At 35.9% G+C, this 13,840-nt stretch carries 14 protein-coding genes; 10 read left to right on the forward strand and 4 right to left on the reverse strand.

Annotated elements, in window-relative coordinates; translation table 11 throughout:
• Positions 1 to 64: 64 nt before the first annotated feature.
• The gene (gene idi / locus BN358_RS09200) at positions 65 to 586 is read left to right on the forward strand and encodes an isopentenyl-diphosphate Delta-isomerase (RefSeq protein ID WP_019228954.1); all 522 of its coding nucleotides are present in this window, start codon (positions 65 to 67) and stop codon (positions 584 to 586) included.
• The gene (gene citG, locus BN358_RS09205) at positions 583 to 1,476 is read left to right on the forward strand and encodes a triphosphoribosyl-dephospho-CoA synthase CitG (RefSeq protein WP_019228955.1); all 894 of its coding nucleotides are present in this window, start codon (positions 583 to 585) and stop codon (positions 1,474 to 1,476) included. Before idi ends, citG begins: the two co-directional genes overlap by 4 nt.
• Positions 1,477 to 1,539: 63 nt before the next feature.
• On the opposite strand, the gene BN358_RS09210 is transcribed toward citG, so the two are convergent.
• Positions 1,540 to 2,883, reverse strand: coding sequence for an MATE family efflux transporter (locus BN358_RS09210; RefSeq protein ID WP_019228956.1), 1,344 nt, complete (start codon positions 2,881 to 2,883; stop codon positions 1,540 to 1,542).
• Positions 2,883 to 3,329, reverse strand: a complete 447-nt coding sequence (locus BN358_RS09215; protein ID WP_019228957.1) for a MarR family winged helix-turn-helix transcriptional regulator — start codon at positions 3,327 to 3,329, stop codon at positions 2,883 to 2,885. The genes BN358_RS09210 and BN358_RS09215 overlap by 1 nt, the downstream gene beginning before the upstream one ends.
• Positions 3,330 to 3,509: 180 nt before the next feature.
• Here BN358_RS09215 and BN358_RS09220 point away from each other — a divergent pair, with 180 nt between their 5' ends.
• Complete coding sequence (locus BN358_RS09220) at positions 3,510 to 3,719, forward strand: DUF1653 domain-containing protein (protein ID WP_019228958.1); 210 nt, start codon at positions 3,510 to 3,512, stop codon at positions 3,717 to 3,719.
• Positions 3,720 to 3,875: 156 nt separating this feature from the next.
• Here the strand turns inward: BN358_RS09220 and BN358_RS09225 are convergent, their stop codons facing one another.
• Both BN358_RS09225 and BN358_RS09230 read right to left on the reverse strand, forming a co-directional pair.
• The gene (locus BN358_RS09225) at positions 3,876 to 4,415 is read right to left on the reverse strand and encodes a biotin transporter BioY (protein ID WP_019228959.1); all 540 of its coding nucleotides are present in this window, start codon (positions 4,413 to 4,415) and stop codon (positions 3,876 to 3,878) included.
• Positions 4,412 to 5,407, reverse strand: a complete 996-nt coding sequence (locus BN358_RS09230; protein WP_019228960.1) for a biotin--[acetyl-CoA-carboxylase] ligase — start codon at positions 5,405 to 5,407, stop codon at positions 4,412 to 4,414. The genes BN358_RS09225 and BN358_RS09230 overlap by 4 nt, the downstream gene beginning before the upstream one ends.
• 141 nt (positions 5,408 to 5,548) lie before the next feature.
• On the opposite strand from BN358_RS09230, the gene BN358_RS09235 reads away from it, so the two are divergent.
• From BN358_RS09235 to BN358_RS09265, 7 genes are all read left to right on the forward strand, one after another.
• A complete protein-coding gene (locus tag BN358_RS09235) occupies positions 5,549 to 6,919 on the forward strand; it encodes a glycosyl hydrolase family 18 protein (RefSeq protein ID WP_019228961.1) in 1,371 nt (456 codons plus the stop codon).
• A gap of 67 nt (positions 6,920 to 6,986) precedes the next feature.
• Positions 6,987 to 7,985, forward strand: coding sequence for a nucleoid-associated protein (locus BN358_RS09240; RefSeq protein ID WP_019228962.1), 999 nt, complete (start codon positions 6,987 to 6,989; stop codon positions 7,983 to 7,985).
• A gap of 336 nt (positions 7,986 to 8,321) precedes the next feature.
• Positions 8,322 to 9,560 (forward strand): hypothetical protein, encoded by a 1,239-nt coding sequence (locus BN358_RS09245; protein ID WP_019228963.1) that lies wholly within the window; start codon positions 8,322 to 8,324, stop codon positions 9,558 to 9,560.
• Between the two features lie 83 nt (positions 9,561 to 9,643).
• Positions 9,644 to 11,335, forward strand: coding sequence for an S-layer homology domain-containing protein (locus tag BN358_RS09250; RefSeq protein WP_019228964.1), 1,692 nt, complete (start codon positions 9,644 to 9,646; stop codon positions 11,333 to 11,335).
• Between the two features lie 37 nt (positions 11,336 to 11,372).
• Positions 11,373 to 12,677 (forward strand): amidohydrolase family protein, encoded by a 1,305-nt coding sequence (locus BN358_RS09255; RefSeq protein ID WP_019228965.1) that lies wholly within the window; start codon positions 11,373 to 11,375, stop codon positions 12,675 to 12,677.
• 25 nt (positions 12,678 to 12,702) lie between these two features.
• Complete coding sequence (locus BN358_RS09260; RefSeq protein WP_019228966.1) at positions 12,703 to 13,293, forward strand: DUF3841 domain-containing protein; 591 nt, start codon at positions 12,703 to 12,705, stop codon at positions 13,291 to 13,293.
• Between the two features lie 10 nt (positions 13,294 to 13,303).
• Positions 13,304 to 13,771, forward strand: a complete 468-nt coding sequence (locus tag BN358_RS09265) for an ASCH domain-containing protein (protein WP_019228967.1) — start codon at positions 13,304 to 13,306, stop codon at positions 13,769 to 13,771.
• Positions 13,772 to 13,840 lie beyond the last annotated feature (69 nt).

Below are 13,840 nucleotides of genomic sequence, written 5' to 3' on the forward strand. Positions count from 1 at the left end.
ATATATAGTCAAGTAGTTCTATTAGAAAAATTTGAACTATGTGACAGATAAAACAGGAGAAAATATGGATAAAATTACAGAAGTTGATTTCCTAGACAATTCATTAAGAGAAATAACAAAGGAAGAAGCCCACAGGGATGGAATACTGCACCGTGCTTTTTCGGTCATTTTGTACAAAGAGGACAAAATACTTCTGCAGCAAAGGGCACATGATAAATACCACTGCGGCGGACTCTGGACCAACACATGCTGTTCCCATCCACGTTGGATGGAAAGTCTTGAGGATGCTGTTAACAGGCGCCTGATGGAGGAAATGGGAATAGAAGCCAGGACTGAAAAAATATCAAGCTTCACATATTACTACAAGTTTGAAAACGGACTTGCAGAATTTGAATACGACCATGTATTTGCAGGGAAATATGACGGAAATTTCAGTGTAAACCTTGAAGAGGCAGTTTGCGCCAAGTGGGTGAGCATTTCAGAGCTTATGTCCTGGATGAAGAAAAGTCCTCATGAATTCACTCCATGGTTTATTATTATAATGCCTAAATTCGTAGAATATCTTCGAGAAAAGGAAATCATATGAACAAAAATATAGATAAAATAAGCTTTAGATTTGCTGAATATGCCCAAAGAGCAATATTGTATGAAGCGGTACTCACTCCAAAACCAGGACTTGTAGATGCTGTGAATACTGGGTCTCACCATGACATGGACATTTTCACATTCATTGACAGCTCTTCAAATCTTTTTAAGGGCTTTTATCTCTACGCAAAAGCTGGTCTTGAATGTAAAGGAAGCGAGAAGGAGCTTTTCAGCGCCATAAGAAAAATAGGAATTCAAGTTGAAAAGGATATGTTCAAAGCAACAAAAAACATCAATACTCACAAAGGCATTAATTTTTCAATGGGAATAGTGCTGGCTGCTGTGGGTTATTATTTAAGAGACAAAGATATTGATGAAAATATAATACTTGCACCTTCAGATACAGATGAGATTTTAAACACAGTCAGAGTTATGACTGAAGGACTGGTAAAAAGTGATTTTGAGAATATTAAGAAAAAGGAAAAACTCACCCACGGCGAAAAGCTGTATGTTGAAAAGGGATTTTCAGGCATTAGGGGAGAAGCAGAAAGGGGATTTCCCACAGTTGAGAAAACTTCCCTTCCACGCCTCAGGGAAATTGGTCATAGCGACATGAGCATGGAACAAAAATTGTTGGATGTGCTTTTTCACTTAATGAGCATTTCTGATGATTCAAATATCGTCAACAGGGGAGGACTTGAAGGGCTTGAATTTGTCAAGGCTGCCTCAAAGGAGTTCCTTGAAACCGGAATAATTTATGAAGACGGGTACAGAGAAAAAATCCGGGAAATGAATAATTTGTTCGTTGAAAAAAACATAAGCCCCGGAGGCTCAGCTGATTTGTTATCCATTACGATTTTTTTTGGTTTGCTTGAATCAGTATTTAGTTAAGTGCATAGCATGGCACATCATGCAATAAAAAAGTATTATTGAAGTTCAATAATACTTTTTTGTTTATGCTTTTTCAAGTGTCCTGATGCCGTAAAAGAAAAATGATGCAGTGATTAAAAATGATATGAAATCTGCAAATGGAGCTGCGTAAAACAACCCTTCAATGCCCCAGAATTTCGGAAAAATAATTATTGCAGGAATCAAAAATATCAGCTGTCTTGTTAGTGTTAAAAACATTGCCCTGCGGGACTTGCCAACTGCCTGAAAAAAGTTTGCTCCTATAACTTGAAAACCTATAACAGGCATGCACAAAAACCATGATAAAAGTGCTGTTCTGCCAAACTCCAGAAGCTCTGGCTCTCTGTTGAACATTGAAATAAGCTGCACCGGAAATAATCGTATGATTATGTATCCTACAATAACTGTTACTGTTGCTGCAGTTATGGCTAGCTTTGCTGCTGTTTTTACCCTGTCAAATTTCCTGGCTCCGTAATTAAAGCTTATAATTGGTTGTGTCCCCTGGTTCAAGCCTATGATAGGCATGAGGAAAATTGTCTGAAGGCTGTTTATTATTCCCATTCCTGATACAGCAAGGTCGCCTCCGTAGAACAGCAGGCTTTTGTTCAGTACTGCATTGAGTACGCTGTTTGCTATTTGAAGGGAAAATCCCGGAAGCCCAAGAGATGTTATTCTTGCAACAATTTTAAATTTTAATTTCATATTTTTAATGTACAATTTATGTCTGCTTTTCCCACCAAGGAAATATGATGTAACCCATATAAATGACAATAGCTGCGAGAATATTGTTGCAAGAGCTGCTCCTGCCATCCCCATGTGGAAGACGTAAATAAACAGAGGGTCAAGAATAATGTTTGTTCCGGCTCCGAGAAACATTGTGTACATGGCAAGCTTCGGATTTCCATCAGCTCTGATGAAGTTATTCATTCCCATGCTCACAACCTGGAAAACCGCTCCGAATAATACAACACGCATATATTCCATGGAATAAGGCAAAATTGTAGTGCTTGCCCCAAACAATATCATTAAAGGTTTCAAGAATATCTGACCAAGTGTCATGTATAAAAATCCTGCTATTAACAAAACCCCATATGCATTCCCAAGTGCATTTTCTGCTTCTTCATCATTTTTCTCCCCAAGCTTCATGGAGAACAGTGTAGCTCCCCCTACTCCAAACAATATTCCCAGGGATAAAAGAATTATTGTAATTGGAAAACCTATTGTTATGCCTGCTATGCCGTTTGCACCAAGATCAGGGCTGTTTCCTATATAAATTCTGTCAACAATGTTGTACAATGCATTGACCATCATGCCGACAATTGCAGGAACTGAAAACTTAAACAAAAGTTTTGAAACTTTTTCTGTTCCTATTGGATTTGTATTTTCCATTAGATGTCATCTCCCAGTTTTTTTAAGTTTGTTTTGTCTAGTTTGTTGGTCATGCTTTCCAGCACGTTGAATAAAATAGCTGCATCTTCTTCAGAAACATCTTCCATGAGAAATTCGCTCCAGTGAAAAATTTGCTTTTTAATATTATCCTGGTTTTCTTTTGCTTTGTCAGTGAGATAAATACGATTAAACCGCTTATCATCATCATCTTTATGCTTTGTTACATATCCCTTTTCTTCCAGAGATTTTATGGCTCTTGTTGTTGCAGACTTATCTATGTCCAGAAAAGATGAAAGCTCTTCCTGTGTTTTGCCGTCTTTTCTGTAAAGGCAGAGAAGAAAGGAATATTCTGCAGAAGTTATGTTAAATTCGCTCAAGGCATAATTGATGTATACCTGTGACTTCCGGTGAAGTATGGAAATCAATCTCCCGATGCTGTTTTTCATTGTGTCCCCCTTAGTTGATATATCAACTATTATATAAACAAAATTCTGTACAGTCAACAGTAAATTTTTAATGCTATGTATTTGTGCATTTAAGAAAACTGAGGTATAATATAACAAAGTAGACTGAAGGGAAAATTAGATTGTAGTTGAACTTCTTAAATAAAAACAGAAAGGGTTCGTATGATAAAGGAAGGAAAAAAATACAGACATTTCAAGGGCAATGAATATCTTGTGCTCTATATTGCAAAACATTCGGAAACAGAGGAGGAACTTGTTATTTATCAGGCACTTTACGGTGAAAGAGGAATATGGGCAAGGCCTGTTGCAATGTTTGAAGAGTTAGTGGAATTTGAAGGTAAGATGATTAAAAGATTCAAGGAAATTGAGTGATAATATAAAATTTGCAAATGCGAAGAGGAGGACTGCTGTCCTCCAGATAACAAAATTATTGGCTTAATAACACGGGCGGACAAGGTCCGCCCCTACGATTTGTGGGAAATTCGTTTTGTCAATAATCGAATCTTTGCAATACAAAGATTTTTTTGTTTAAAAGATCCTTCCACGAAGTTTTTTTCCAAGTATCACAGCAATGACAGCTTTTAATATGTCGCCGGGAATAAAAATAATCATTCCGATTTCAAGGATTTTTGCAATATCAAAATTCTTAACAAGCATGATGTTAAGGATGTAGTACATGTAGGGGAGCCCAACTGCATATATTACTGCTGTTCCTGCCAGCACTGCCATGGTTATGTTTAATGTGGTCTTTTCTTTTGATTCGGTAATCTTTCCTGCAATGTAAGCAGCAGCTGCCATCCCTATCAAAAATCCAAAGCTTGGTTTCAAGACTGTTTGTAATCCGCCTGAAAATCCTGCGAATATAGGTAGTCCTGCAAGTCCAAGAATCAGGTATGCTGCCTGAGACAACAGTGCTTTTTTAGAGCCAAGTATCACTCCCGATAGTAGTACAAAGAATGTCTGCATGGTAATGGGTACAGGTCCTACTGGTATGCTTATAAATGCTCCAATGGCAGTAAGAGCAGTGAATATTCCTGAATAAGTAATGTCTTTTATGCTTAATTTCATATTATTTCTCCTGCAACTATATTTTTTATTGAAACTTCACCTGAACTCAGATGTTCAATTTTTCCGTCATTTTTTAAAATCACAAGTCTTCCGAATTCATCAATATCATGTGCACAGGCTTCTTCAACTTTGTTGTTTTTTGTGTATATAATTTGTTTTCCAAGAATAAGAGATCTGTTTTTGTAAATTTTTAAAAATTCTTTGTTTTCAAGGTTTTCGCTTATGGATAATATGTTGTTTATTATTTCAGCTGCCAACTGGCTACGGATGGAATTGCCATTTTGGTTTAAGAGCAATGAACCAGCTTTGTCTTTAAGTTCATCAGGAAAATCTTCTGTTTTGGTTTTTACGTTTAGTCCTATGCCCACAATTAAGCTTTCAACAGTACCGCTTTCAAAATCCGTTACAGCTTCAGTAAGTATTCCGCATACTTTTTTCCCTTTGATAAATATGTCATTGACCCACTTTATTTGAGATTTTTCATCAGTAAACTTGTCAAGAGCTTTCAAAACGCCAACAGCTGCTGCTGTTGTAACAAGCACAGAATTCGACAGGTTTAAATTTGGTTTCAAAATAATGCTCATATAAATTCCCGAATCCGCAGGAGAAAAAAATTCTCTTCCGAAGCGTCCTCTTCCGCTTGTTTGTTCATCGGAAAAAATAACAGTGCCGTGAACTGCGTTTAAAATTGCTTCTTCCTTTGCCTTTGTGTTTGTAGAAGGCAAAGATTTAAACACTGAAATGGGGATTTCCTTGAATTCTTCATTTAAAAACATTCGTATACTTTCTTCTGATACAACATCAGATGAAATGGACAGAGAATAACCCTTGTTAGATGAGGCATCTATTATGTAGCCATCCTGCTTCAACAAATTGATTGCCTTCCATACTGCTGTTCTTGATACATCCAGAATGTCTGCCAGTTCCTGTCCGGAAATGGTCTTGCCTTTGTTTATTTCCAAAATATTTAATACTTCATTTTTTACTGACATGAGCTCACCTCTGTTGCATTATACATTCTGCTTGGTGGATTGTCAACCAAAATTAATATATTGGTTAACAATTATTTGGCTATGGAACATTTACATAAATAGAACGTCTATGATATAATGACTATAAGAGGGAGAAGAAAAATGAAAAAAATGATAATTTTAATATTGGCGGCTGTTTTATTGCTTAACATTTATACATGTTATGGAGCAGACGATAGATTTCCAAATGAAAAAGAGTTCAAGGTAATAGGTTATTATTCGGGAGATTTGTTTAATGAGCCACTGGAAAAACTCCAGACAGACAAACTGACTCACGTAATTTATGCATTTTTGATACCAAAAAGTGACGGCACGCTGGAAGAACTAAAAAAACCGGAGCAGCTCCTTGAGCTTGTTGACAAGGCTCACAGGGACGGAGCAAAAGTCTTTGTTGCTCTTGGTGGTTGGTCATATGAAGGAAAAGTACTTGAGCCTGTTTTTAAAGAATCTTGCGCCGATGATGAAATAAGAAAAAATCTTGTTGAAAATGTAATTGCTTTTACAGAACAATACAATCTTGACGGCGTGGAAGTGGACTGGGAACACCCAAACAAAGATACAATTGCAAGTTATGAAAAGCTGGTTGTGGAACTGAGCCAGGGACTTAAATTAAAAAACAAAGAACTTACTGCAGCTCTTAACGGAGCATGGTCTGTGACAGGCAGCCCGGAAACATCAAAGCTCATAACAAAAAACTGCCTTGACAGCTTCAGCTTCATCAATGTGATGGCTTATGACATAAACAATGACAACCACAGTCCTTTTTGGTTTTCTGAAACGTCAATCGACTACTGGCTGAACAGGGGAGTTAAATCTGAGGATATAGTTCTTGGAATGCCTCTTTATGCGCACCCCAGCTGGATGCAGTACAGACATCTTGTTGAACTTGACAGCAATTATGCATATGTGGACTATGCTCCCACCTCACCGCTTGGGTCTTATTACAACGGCATGAACACCCTGAGGGAAAAAACTAAACTGGCCATGTTTAGGGCAGGAGGGGTAATGCTTTTTGACGTCAACGAAGATGCATCAGGACAATACAGCATTGTTTCCATGATTGACAGCATGGTTAAAAGATATAAAACATACAGCAGTGATGAAAAGAACAAGTACATAACAGTGGTCCTTGACAACAGGGAGGCTGAGTTTTCAGAAGAAGACGGATTTGGAATCCCGTACATAAATTCTGACAACCGCACAATGATACCCCTTAGAAAAACAATAGAAGCAATAGGAGCCGAAGTTTCTTTCAACCAGGCAGAACAAACCGTTACAGCCATAAAAAATGAAACAACAGTTACAATTCCCATAGGAGAAAATTACATATCAGTGAACGGGGAAAAAACTCTGACTGACACATGTGCTGAAATAATCAGTAACAGGACGTATATTCCTTTGAGAGCAGTTCTAACTGCATTTGGACGCAATGTGGAATATCACCAAAACAGCCAGACTGTTATAATTAATTAAATAATACGTGAAAAATTTTATGATTTGATATATAATTTAAAAATATCAATCATAAGAAGAGGTAAAAATGAGCGTATCAATATCGAGGGCAATCCTTCACATTCTTGATCCAAGTCTTGGAGTGCCTGTACTTTCAGATAATTTAATGAGCTTTAACGACCAGATGAGGGAATACACTGAAAAACATGTTTTGAAATGTTTCAATGATGCAGACCTTAAAAAAACGAAATTTATTAATGAAGATGGTTTATTTCTTAAACTCATAAAGGAATACAAGTTAAACGAGGAATTTAAAAAATTTACAAATGAAATAGCAGAATTTTTCTTTAAATTAATAGCAGAAAACCAGGACATAAAGCCTTGTGACCTTTTGTTCCTGCAGGCCAATGTATTCAACAAGGATTACATAGTAATGCTTAAGCTTAATTACAAAAACGGATACATTCACTTTACCAAGCAGGAAGAAGGAACAAAAAATATAATCATTGAACAGCCATGTGCACTTCCGTCAGCAAGCGGGAAAATCGATGAATGCATATTTGTTGATTTAAACACATTAGAAGTGTTTGTGAAGGAAAAGAAATGCCAGGTTTACAATGAACCGTGTTACTACATTTCAAAGCACCTTCTTGAGTGCAAGGAAGAAAAGCCTGACAAGGAAAAGGTGAAAATCATAACACAAGCTACGGATAAAATAATCAAGGAATTTTATGACGACGATGTGATGATGAAGACAAAAGTGAAAAACATTATCAGGGAAAATGTTGAGGAATCTTTGAAGTTCAATGTTGAGGATATTTCGGACCAGGTTTTTGAAGACAGGGAAATAAAAAAAGCCTACAGCGAAGAAATAAAAATGAAGGGTATCAAGGAGCCTGAAGTAAAGGTAAACTTCAACTATGCCAACAAAATCAAGACAAAGCAGAAATTTGTCACTGATGAGGGAATTGAAATTAACATTCCATATGAAATGATAAGCAACAAGGACAAAGTTGAATTCATAACAAATCCTGACGGAACAATTTCCATAGTTTTAAAAAATATAGATAACATAATGGACAAATAAGAGGAGGCGCTGCAATATTTCAAAGCAGCGCCTCCTTTGTTATGGCTTCAAAATAACCTTTATGCATTTATTTTTCGTTTTTGATTATTGAAACAATAGTTTTTTTACTCAAATCAAGGTGATTTGACAATCGAAGTTAAATAATGTAAAATAAAAATAACAAAATATGCATTATTCAGAAATTACATTTCTTTACAATCTATCTTACACTTAATCTATATATCGCAAAGATTAGCTAATAAAAGAAAATTTAAAATTAAATTAAAAATTCAATTTCAGGATTAAATCATTTAGTCCTATTTGTGTTATTTTATTTTTTAATTTCAAGGAGGAACTATGAAAGAAGAAAAAAATATTAAAGTTGGAATTGGTTTTGCCACAGGAAGAAAGAGTTTTCAAAGGGTGTTAAGGACATACATCTACAATTGGAATGAGTCGGGACTTGTTGAAAATGCCAAAATCAGTTTGAACTTGTTTGTTGCATACGATCTAAACTACAATAAAACCAGTGTTTCAGATTATACAAACATTCATCCTGAACTTGCAGAACAAATTGACAGCAGCACTTTTATTGGCAGTGCATGTATAAAAGAAGAAATAGAATATTTAAACAGAGAAAATATAATCACTGCAGAGGAAGCTGCGCTCATATTCGGTAAGGGCTATGCAGCAAAGCGAAATTCAATTTTATATTATGCTTTAAAAAACAAAATTGATTATTTGATATTTTTAGATGATGATGAATATCCGCTGGCTGTTACAAATACAAAGAATTCTGCTATATGGGGAGGTCAGCATGTACTGAGAACACATCTTGAAAACATTGAAAATGCAGATTTAACTCATGGTAATCATTGCGGGTACATTTCTCCAATTCCCCATTTGAACTTCAATGAAAAAATGTCTGAACATGACTTTAGAACTTTTATTGAAGCAATAAGCAACGATATCATAAACTGGGATAAAATTATGAGTGTTATGAACAACGGAGGCGTAACATATGCTGACACAGGCATATTGACAAGCAATGAAGCCGTTGAGGTTGAAGAAACAAAAAAAACTAAGTTTATTTCAGGAGCAAACCTGTGCATTAATCTTAAAAATCCTAATAGAGTGTATCCATTTTACAATCCTCCCGGAGCAAGAGGGGAGGACACTTTTTTAAGCACATGCTTAAGTGACAGGAAAGTTTTAAGAGTGCCATGCTACACATTTCACGATGGATTTTCTACCTATAACAACCTTTTATCAGGTGTACTTCCTACAAAACTTAAATTTATTGAAGCAAACAATAAAAAAATTATAGAACGCTTTTACAGAGCATGCATTGGATGGGTAAGGTACAAACCTCTTCTTGTTTACATCACACAACCGGAAATTTATGAAGAAACAATGAAGGACATGCATAAAAAACTTGAAGAAACATTGCCGAAAATTTGCGATTATTTTCAATACCCTGAATTTATGAGCATATTGGGTGAACTGGATAAATACCATAAGAATTCAAAAAAACATTTCCTCAAATTCAAGGAAACACAAGATGTATGGGAAAAAATTATGAATCATTTTGCATAGTTAACGAGTTGATTCTTATTCCCATCTCCACATAAATGTGGTATAATTTTATCTGTACTAATAGGAAAAAAGAAAGGGAACAGATGAAGTCAATATCAAAAATATTAAGAATTACACTGATTTCAGCCTTGATTTTAACCGCATGGCCTGCTCATGCAATGGCTGAAGTAAAAGAATTTACAAGGGTTAATGAATATACAGGAAATTTTACAGATATAAAGGATACTGACTGGTTCAAGGAGGGTGTTATCAGTTCTTTTGAAACAGGGCTGTTAAAAGGAAAAGACGAAAATATTTTTGACCCATACGGAAATATAACACTGGCAGAAGCTATAACGCTTGCAGCGAGAGTTCACAGCATATGTATGGATAATTTAATTGAAAATACCAACACCGGTCAATGGTACCAGTCATATGTTGACTATGCATTAAGAAATGGATTGATAATTGTGGGGGAATTCAAGAATTTTGAAAAGGTAGCCTCAAGGGCTGAAGTTGCATATATTTTCTTAAACGCCATTCGTGAAGAAAATCTCTATGATATAAACAACATAACTTCCATTCCCGATGTGGCGAGTAACACAGTATACAGTGAAGAAATTCTTATGCTTTACAATTCAGGGATTGTTGCAGGGAGCGATAAATACGGAACATTTAATCCTGACAGTTTCATAACACGGGCTGAAGCAGCGGCAATTGTAAACAGAGTTACAAATAGGAGCAAAAGAATTGCAGTTAGATTTGAAAACAATAATGATACCGTACTCATAAATGAAATTGACGGTTTTACTGTAACTTCTTTTTCTCCTGATGAACAGTACATTGCCTCTCAGATGATAAAAGGTAAATACATCATAAACTTGAGCGGCCACAAAATGTTTGATGAGCAAGACACAAGAAATGAAAGGGTAGAATCATTAAAAGACTTCATATTGTCAGCTAACATTCAAAATCCTCTCATTCTTGGGGTTGATTCATTTGTTTACAATGATGTAAGTCAACTGCTTACAGTTAACTATACTTATGATATGGAAGAAAAGAAAGTTATTCAGGATGAAGTGAAAGAAAAAGTACAGGAAATTGCCGGGGAAATATTAAAGCCCGGAATGTCATATATTGAAAGAGAAATCGCTATTAACAATTATCTGGTGAGTAGTATAGAATATGACAAAGAGGCTGCAGATCAGCTTATTAAATATGGAAAAGTTGATGAAAAATATTATAATTCATTCAATGCTTATGGAGCATTAATTGAAGGAATAGCAGTATGCGAAGGTTATTCTGAAGCATTCAAGCTTTTGTGTGATGTAGCAGGAATCGACTGCATAATTGTTACAGGAGAACTGGACGGAGTAGGGCATGCCTGGAACAGGGTGAGAATAAATGACAAATGGTATGATGTTGACGTTACAAACAATGACAAGGAAGAATTGGCAAATTCTCACATAAACATACCCATGGCTATTTCAGACCAGTATTTGCGGGAAGATTCATACTACATAACTGACGATAACTTCGGTGAATTGGAAAGAGGAACTTCAGAACAATACGAATACTACAATTACATGGGAAAATATGTTGAAAAAGATAATATATATGATTATAATTTTGAAAATATAAAAAAATATGATTATATCACCTTCAGGACAAGCAGCGATTATACCATGGACAGCCTTAAAAAAACGCTGAACAGAGTTTTAAACAACATAAGCGGAAGAAGCTCATTGACATACATAACAAATGTTGGTGTCGTTTATGTTGAAAGTAAAAGATAATTTATGTTGCAGTAAGATTTCATATAAGAGGTGGAAAATGAACTCAAAAAAAATATTGCTTAAGAACGGAAGAATAATAGACGAAAGAGGTAATGTACATGAAGTATCTGACATGTTAATTTCTGATGGAAAAATAGAAAAAATTTCTTCATTTAGTCAAAAGGATTTCAGTGATTATGAAACTGTGGACTGTTCTAATCTTTACATAACGCCGGGCTTTGTGAACCTTCACACACATTCTCCCATGAGCATCATGAAAGGAATAGCTGAAGACATATCAATAGACAGATGGTTTAATGAAAAAATATTTCCTTATGAAAGTAAGCTTGAAGCAGAGGATGTGTACTGGGGAGCCATGCTTGCTTCTCTTGAGATGATAGACTGCGGCGTCACTGCATTTGCAGACCATTATTTCAATCAGGAATCGGTATATAAGGCAGTATTGGACTCCGGAATAAGGGCAGACATAGCTCCAACTATTTTCGGACTTGCAGATGATTACAAGAATCAGCTTGAAAGCGCCGTAAATTTTGTTGAAAAATACAAAAATGCAAATTCAAGAATCCATTTAAGATTAGGTCCTCACGCACCATACACATGTCCTGGAGAAAAACTGACTGAAATTATAAATTCTGCAAAAAAACTGGGTGTTGGAATACACCTGCACGTTTCAGAAACTCTTGATCAGGTTCAGGACAGCATTAAACTTACAGGAAAAACTCCGATGCAGGTCCTTTATGAAAGCGGAGGATTTGATGTGGATGTTATAATTGCACACGGTCTTTGGACAACAAGGGATGATTTAAAATTTGTAAATGAAAATGCTCATTTTTCATTTTGTCCCAAGACATATTTGAAGTTAAGCATGGGGAATGGAAATATATATGAACTTAAAGACAATCTGAACTATTCATTCGGCACAGACGGAGCAGCAAGCTCAAATACATTAAACCCGCTGGAACAGGCAAGAATTTTTGCATTGAATGGAAAAAACGCCACAAATGATGCAGAAAATTTCACAACTGCTGAAATATGGAATAATTTGATGAACGGTCACAATGCACTGAAATTCAACACAGGCAAAATCAAGGAAGGGTTTGATGCAGACCTTTTATTCTGGAATTTAAACAAAGTCAACACATTTCCAGTATACGATCCGCTTACTTCCATAATTTACAGTTCAAATCCTGATAACATTGTCCACACCATGGTTCAGGGGGAATTTTTAAAGTATGACGGAAAGTTAATGAAGGATACAGAGGCTGTGCTTAAAAATGTCCAGAGAGTTAAGGATAGGATTCTTTTGAGAGGAAAGGGAAAAAGCAAGGTAAATTACAACTGATAAAATATTTGCCGTGGGGGTAAAAATGGATAATATTATTAAAGATTCCGGCAAGGTTACTCTCTGGACCAGACAGGACATAAGAAGCCTTCAGGAACTTGAAAAAAACGGGGTAGTAAGGATTACAAGAGAAAACCTGGTTGAAAAATTCGACTTAATTTCAGACCACATCATATATTTGTACAAGTGGTTTGTTCAGGCTGCAAATAAAATTGTACCAAAGCCGGAAGATGTGGAGTTTCCCGTATGGTGCTCCATAAGCGAAGAATACATGCTTCGCCCGACAATAGACCAGGTTGTGTATGTGCTTGAGGTTGACAGGTCTGAAATCATATATTTTGACGGTTTGAAGTGGGACTATGTTCTCAATCACCACTATGTGCCAAAGGATGAAAATGACGAAAAGGAATATGCTAGATACATAGAAAGCAAGGGATACAAAAATTCCTTTTTATTTGTTGACGAAAAAACAGCTCACTTTTATCCAGAAGAAAGAAAAAGAGTTATGGACAGCTGGATGAGGGTTTTTGAAACAGACGTCTGGGACAAGTTCAGAATTCAGGCCAACATATGGGAAATAAGATCAGACATGATAAAGGAAATTTTAAAAGTATAAGGGGATAAATATGGAAAAAGAATCAGTAATAAAAATGTGGAAAGATTATATTCTTTCATTGGGTGAAGATGAAAAACAAACAGACAAAACATACAGCGCATGGTATTTCTGCGACAATGAACAGGACGCAGATGAACTTGCACAGCTTGTTTTAGAAGGAACTAAGAAAGCAACGGCTTCTTTGTTTGACTCATATGAATTTGAAAATGATTCGCTTCCTAAAAAAGGAGATCACAGCATCATTACTAACTGGCAGGGAGAAGCAATATGCATCATCAAAACAACAAATGTAGAAGTTGTACCATTCAAGAATGTTACAGAAGAATTTGCAAGAACTGAAGGAGAGGGTGACAAGTCCTTAAGATACTGGAAAAACTGTCACTGGGATTATTTTTCAAGAGAAGCAAAAGCCATAGGAAAACAAGCTGATGACAACATGCTTGTAGTGTGCGAAAAATTTGAAGTCGTGTATAAGTAAAGCTTGCTGAATTCAGCAAGCTTTTTTATATACGAGGAAAGTTCTCTTTCCTCGTATATAAAAAACAGG

It is taken from the genome of Sedimentibacter sp. B4, assembly GCF_000309315.1.
Taxonomy (GTDB): Bacteria; Bacillota; Clostridia; order Tissierellales; family Sedimentibacteraceae; genus Sedimentibacter; species Sedimentibacter saalensis.

What these genes read in the sequence shown, in the direction of transcription:
- BN358_RS09230 (WP_019228960.1), bottom strand. Translation starts at nt 5,407, where the DNA reads ATGTCAGTAAAAAATGAAGTATTAAATATTTTGGAAATAAACAAAGGC.
- BN358_RS09235 (WP_019228961.1), top strand. Translation starts at nt 5,549, where the DNA reads ATGAAAAAAATGATAATTTTAATATTGGCGGCTGTTTTATTGCTTAAC.
- idi (WP_019228954.1), top strand. Translation starts at nt 65, where the DNA reads ATGGATAAAATTACAGAAGTTGATTTCCTAGACAATTCATTAAGAGAA.
- BN358_RS09250 (WP_019228964.1), top strand. Translation starts at nt 9,644, where the DNA reads ATGAAGTCAATATCAAAAATATTAAGAATTACACTGATTTCAGCCTTG.
- citG (WP_019228955.1), top strand. Translation starts at nt 583, where the DNA reads ATGAACAAAAATATAGATAAAATAAGCTTTAGATTTGCTGAATATGCC.
- BN358_RS09210 (WP_019228956.1), bottom strand. Translation starts at nt 2,883, where the DNA reads ATGGAAAATACAAATCCAATAGGAACAGAAAAAGTTTCAAAACTTTTG.
- BN358_RS09255 (WP_019228965.1), top strand. Translation starts at nt 11,373, where the DNA reads ATGAACTCAAAAAAAATATTGCTTAAGAACGGAAGAATAATAGACGAA.
- BN358_RS09225 (WP_019228959.1), bottom strand. Translation starts at nt 4,415, where the DNA reads ATGAAATTAAGCATAAAAGACATTACTTATTCAGGAATATTCACTGCT.
- BN358_RS09220 (WP_019228958.1), top strand. Translation starts at nt 3,510, where the DNA reads ATGATAAAGGAAGGAAAAAAATACAGACATTTCAAGGGCAATGAATAT.
- BN358_RS09215 (WP_019228957.1), bottom strand. Translation starts at nt 3,329, where the DNA reads ATGAAAAACAGCATCGGGAGATTGATTTCCATACTTCACCGGAAGTCA.
- BN358_RS09260 (WP_019228966.1), top strand. Translation starts at nt 12,703, where the DNA reads ATGGATAATATTATTAAAGATTCCGGCAAGGTTACTCTCTGGACCAGA.
- BN358_RS09240 (WP_019228962.1), top strand. Translation starts at nt 6,987, where the DNA reads ATGAGCGTATCAATATCGAGGGCAATCCTTCACATTCTTGATCCAAGT.
- BN358_RS09265 (WP_019228967.1), top strand. Translation starts at nt 13,304, where the DNA reads ATGGAAAAAGAATCAGTAATAAAAATGTGGAAAGATTATATTCTTTCA.
- BN358_RS09245 (WP_019228963.1), top strand. Translation starts at nt 8,322, where the DNA reads ATGAAAGAAGAAAAAAATATTAAAGTTGGAATTGGTTTTGCCACAGGA.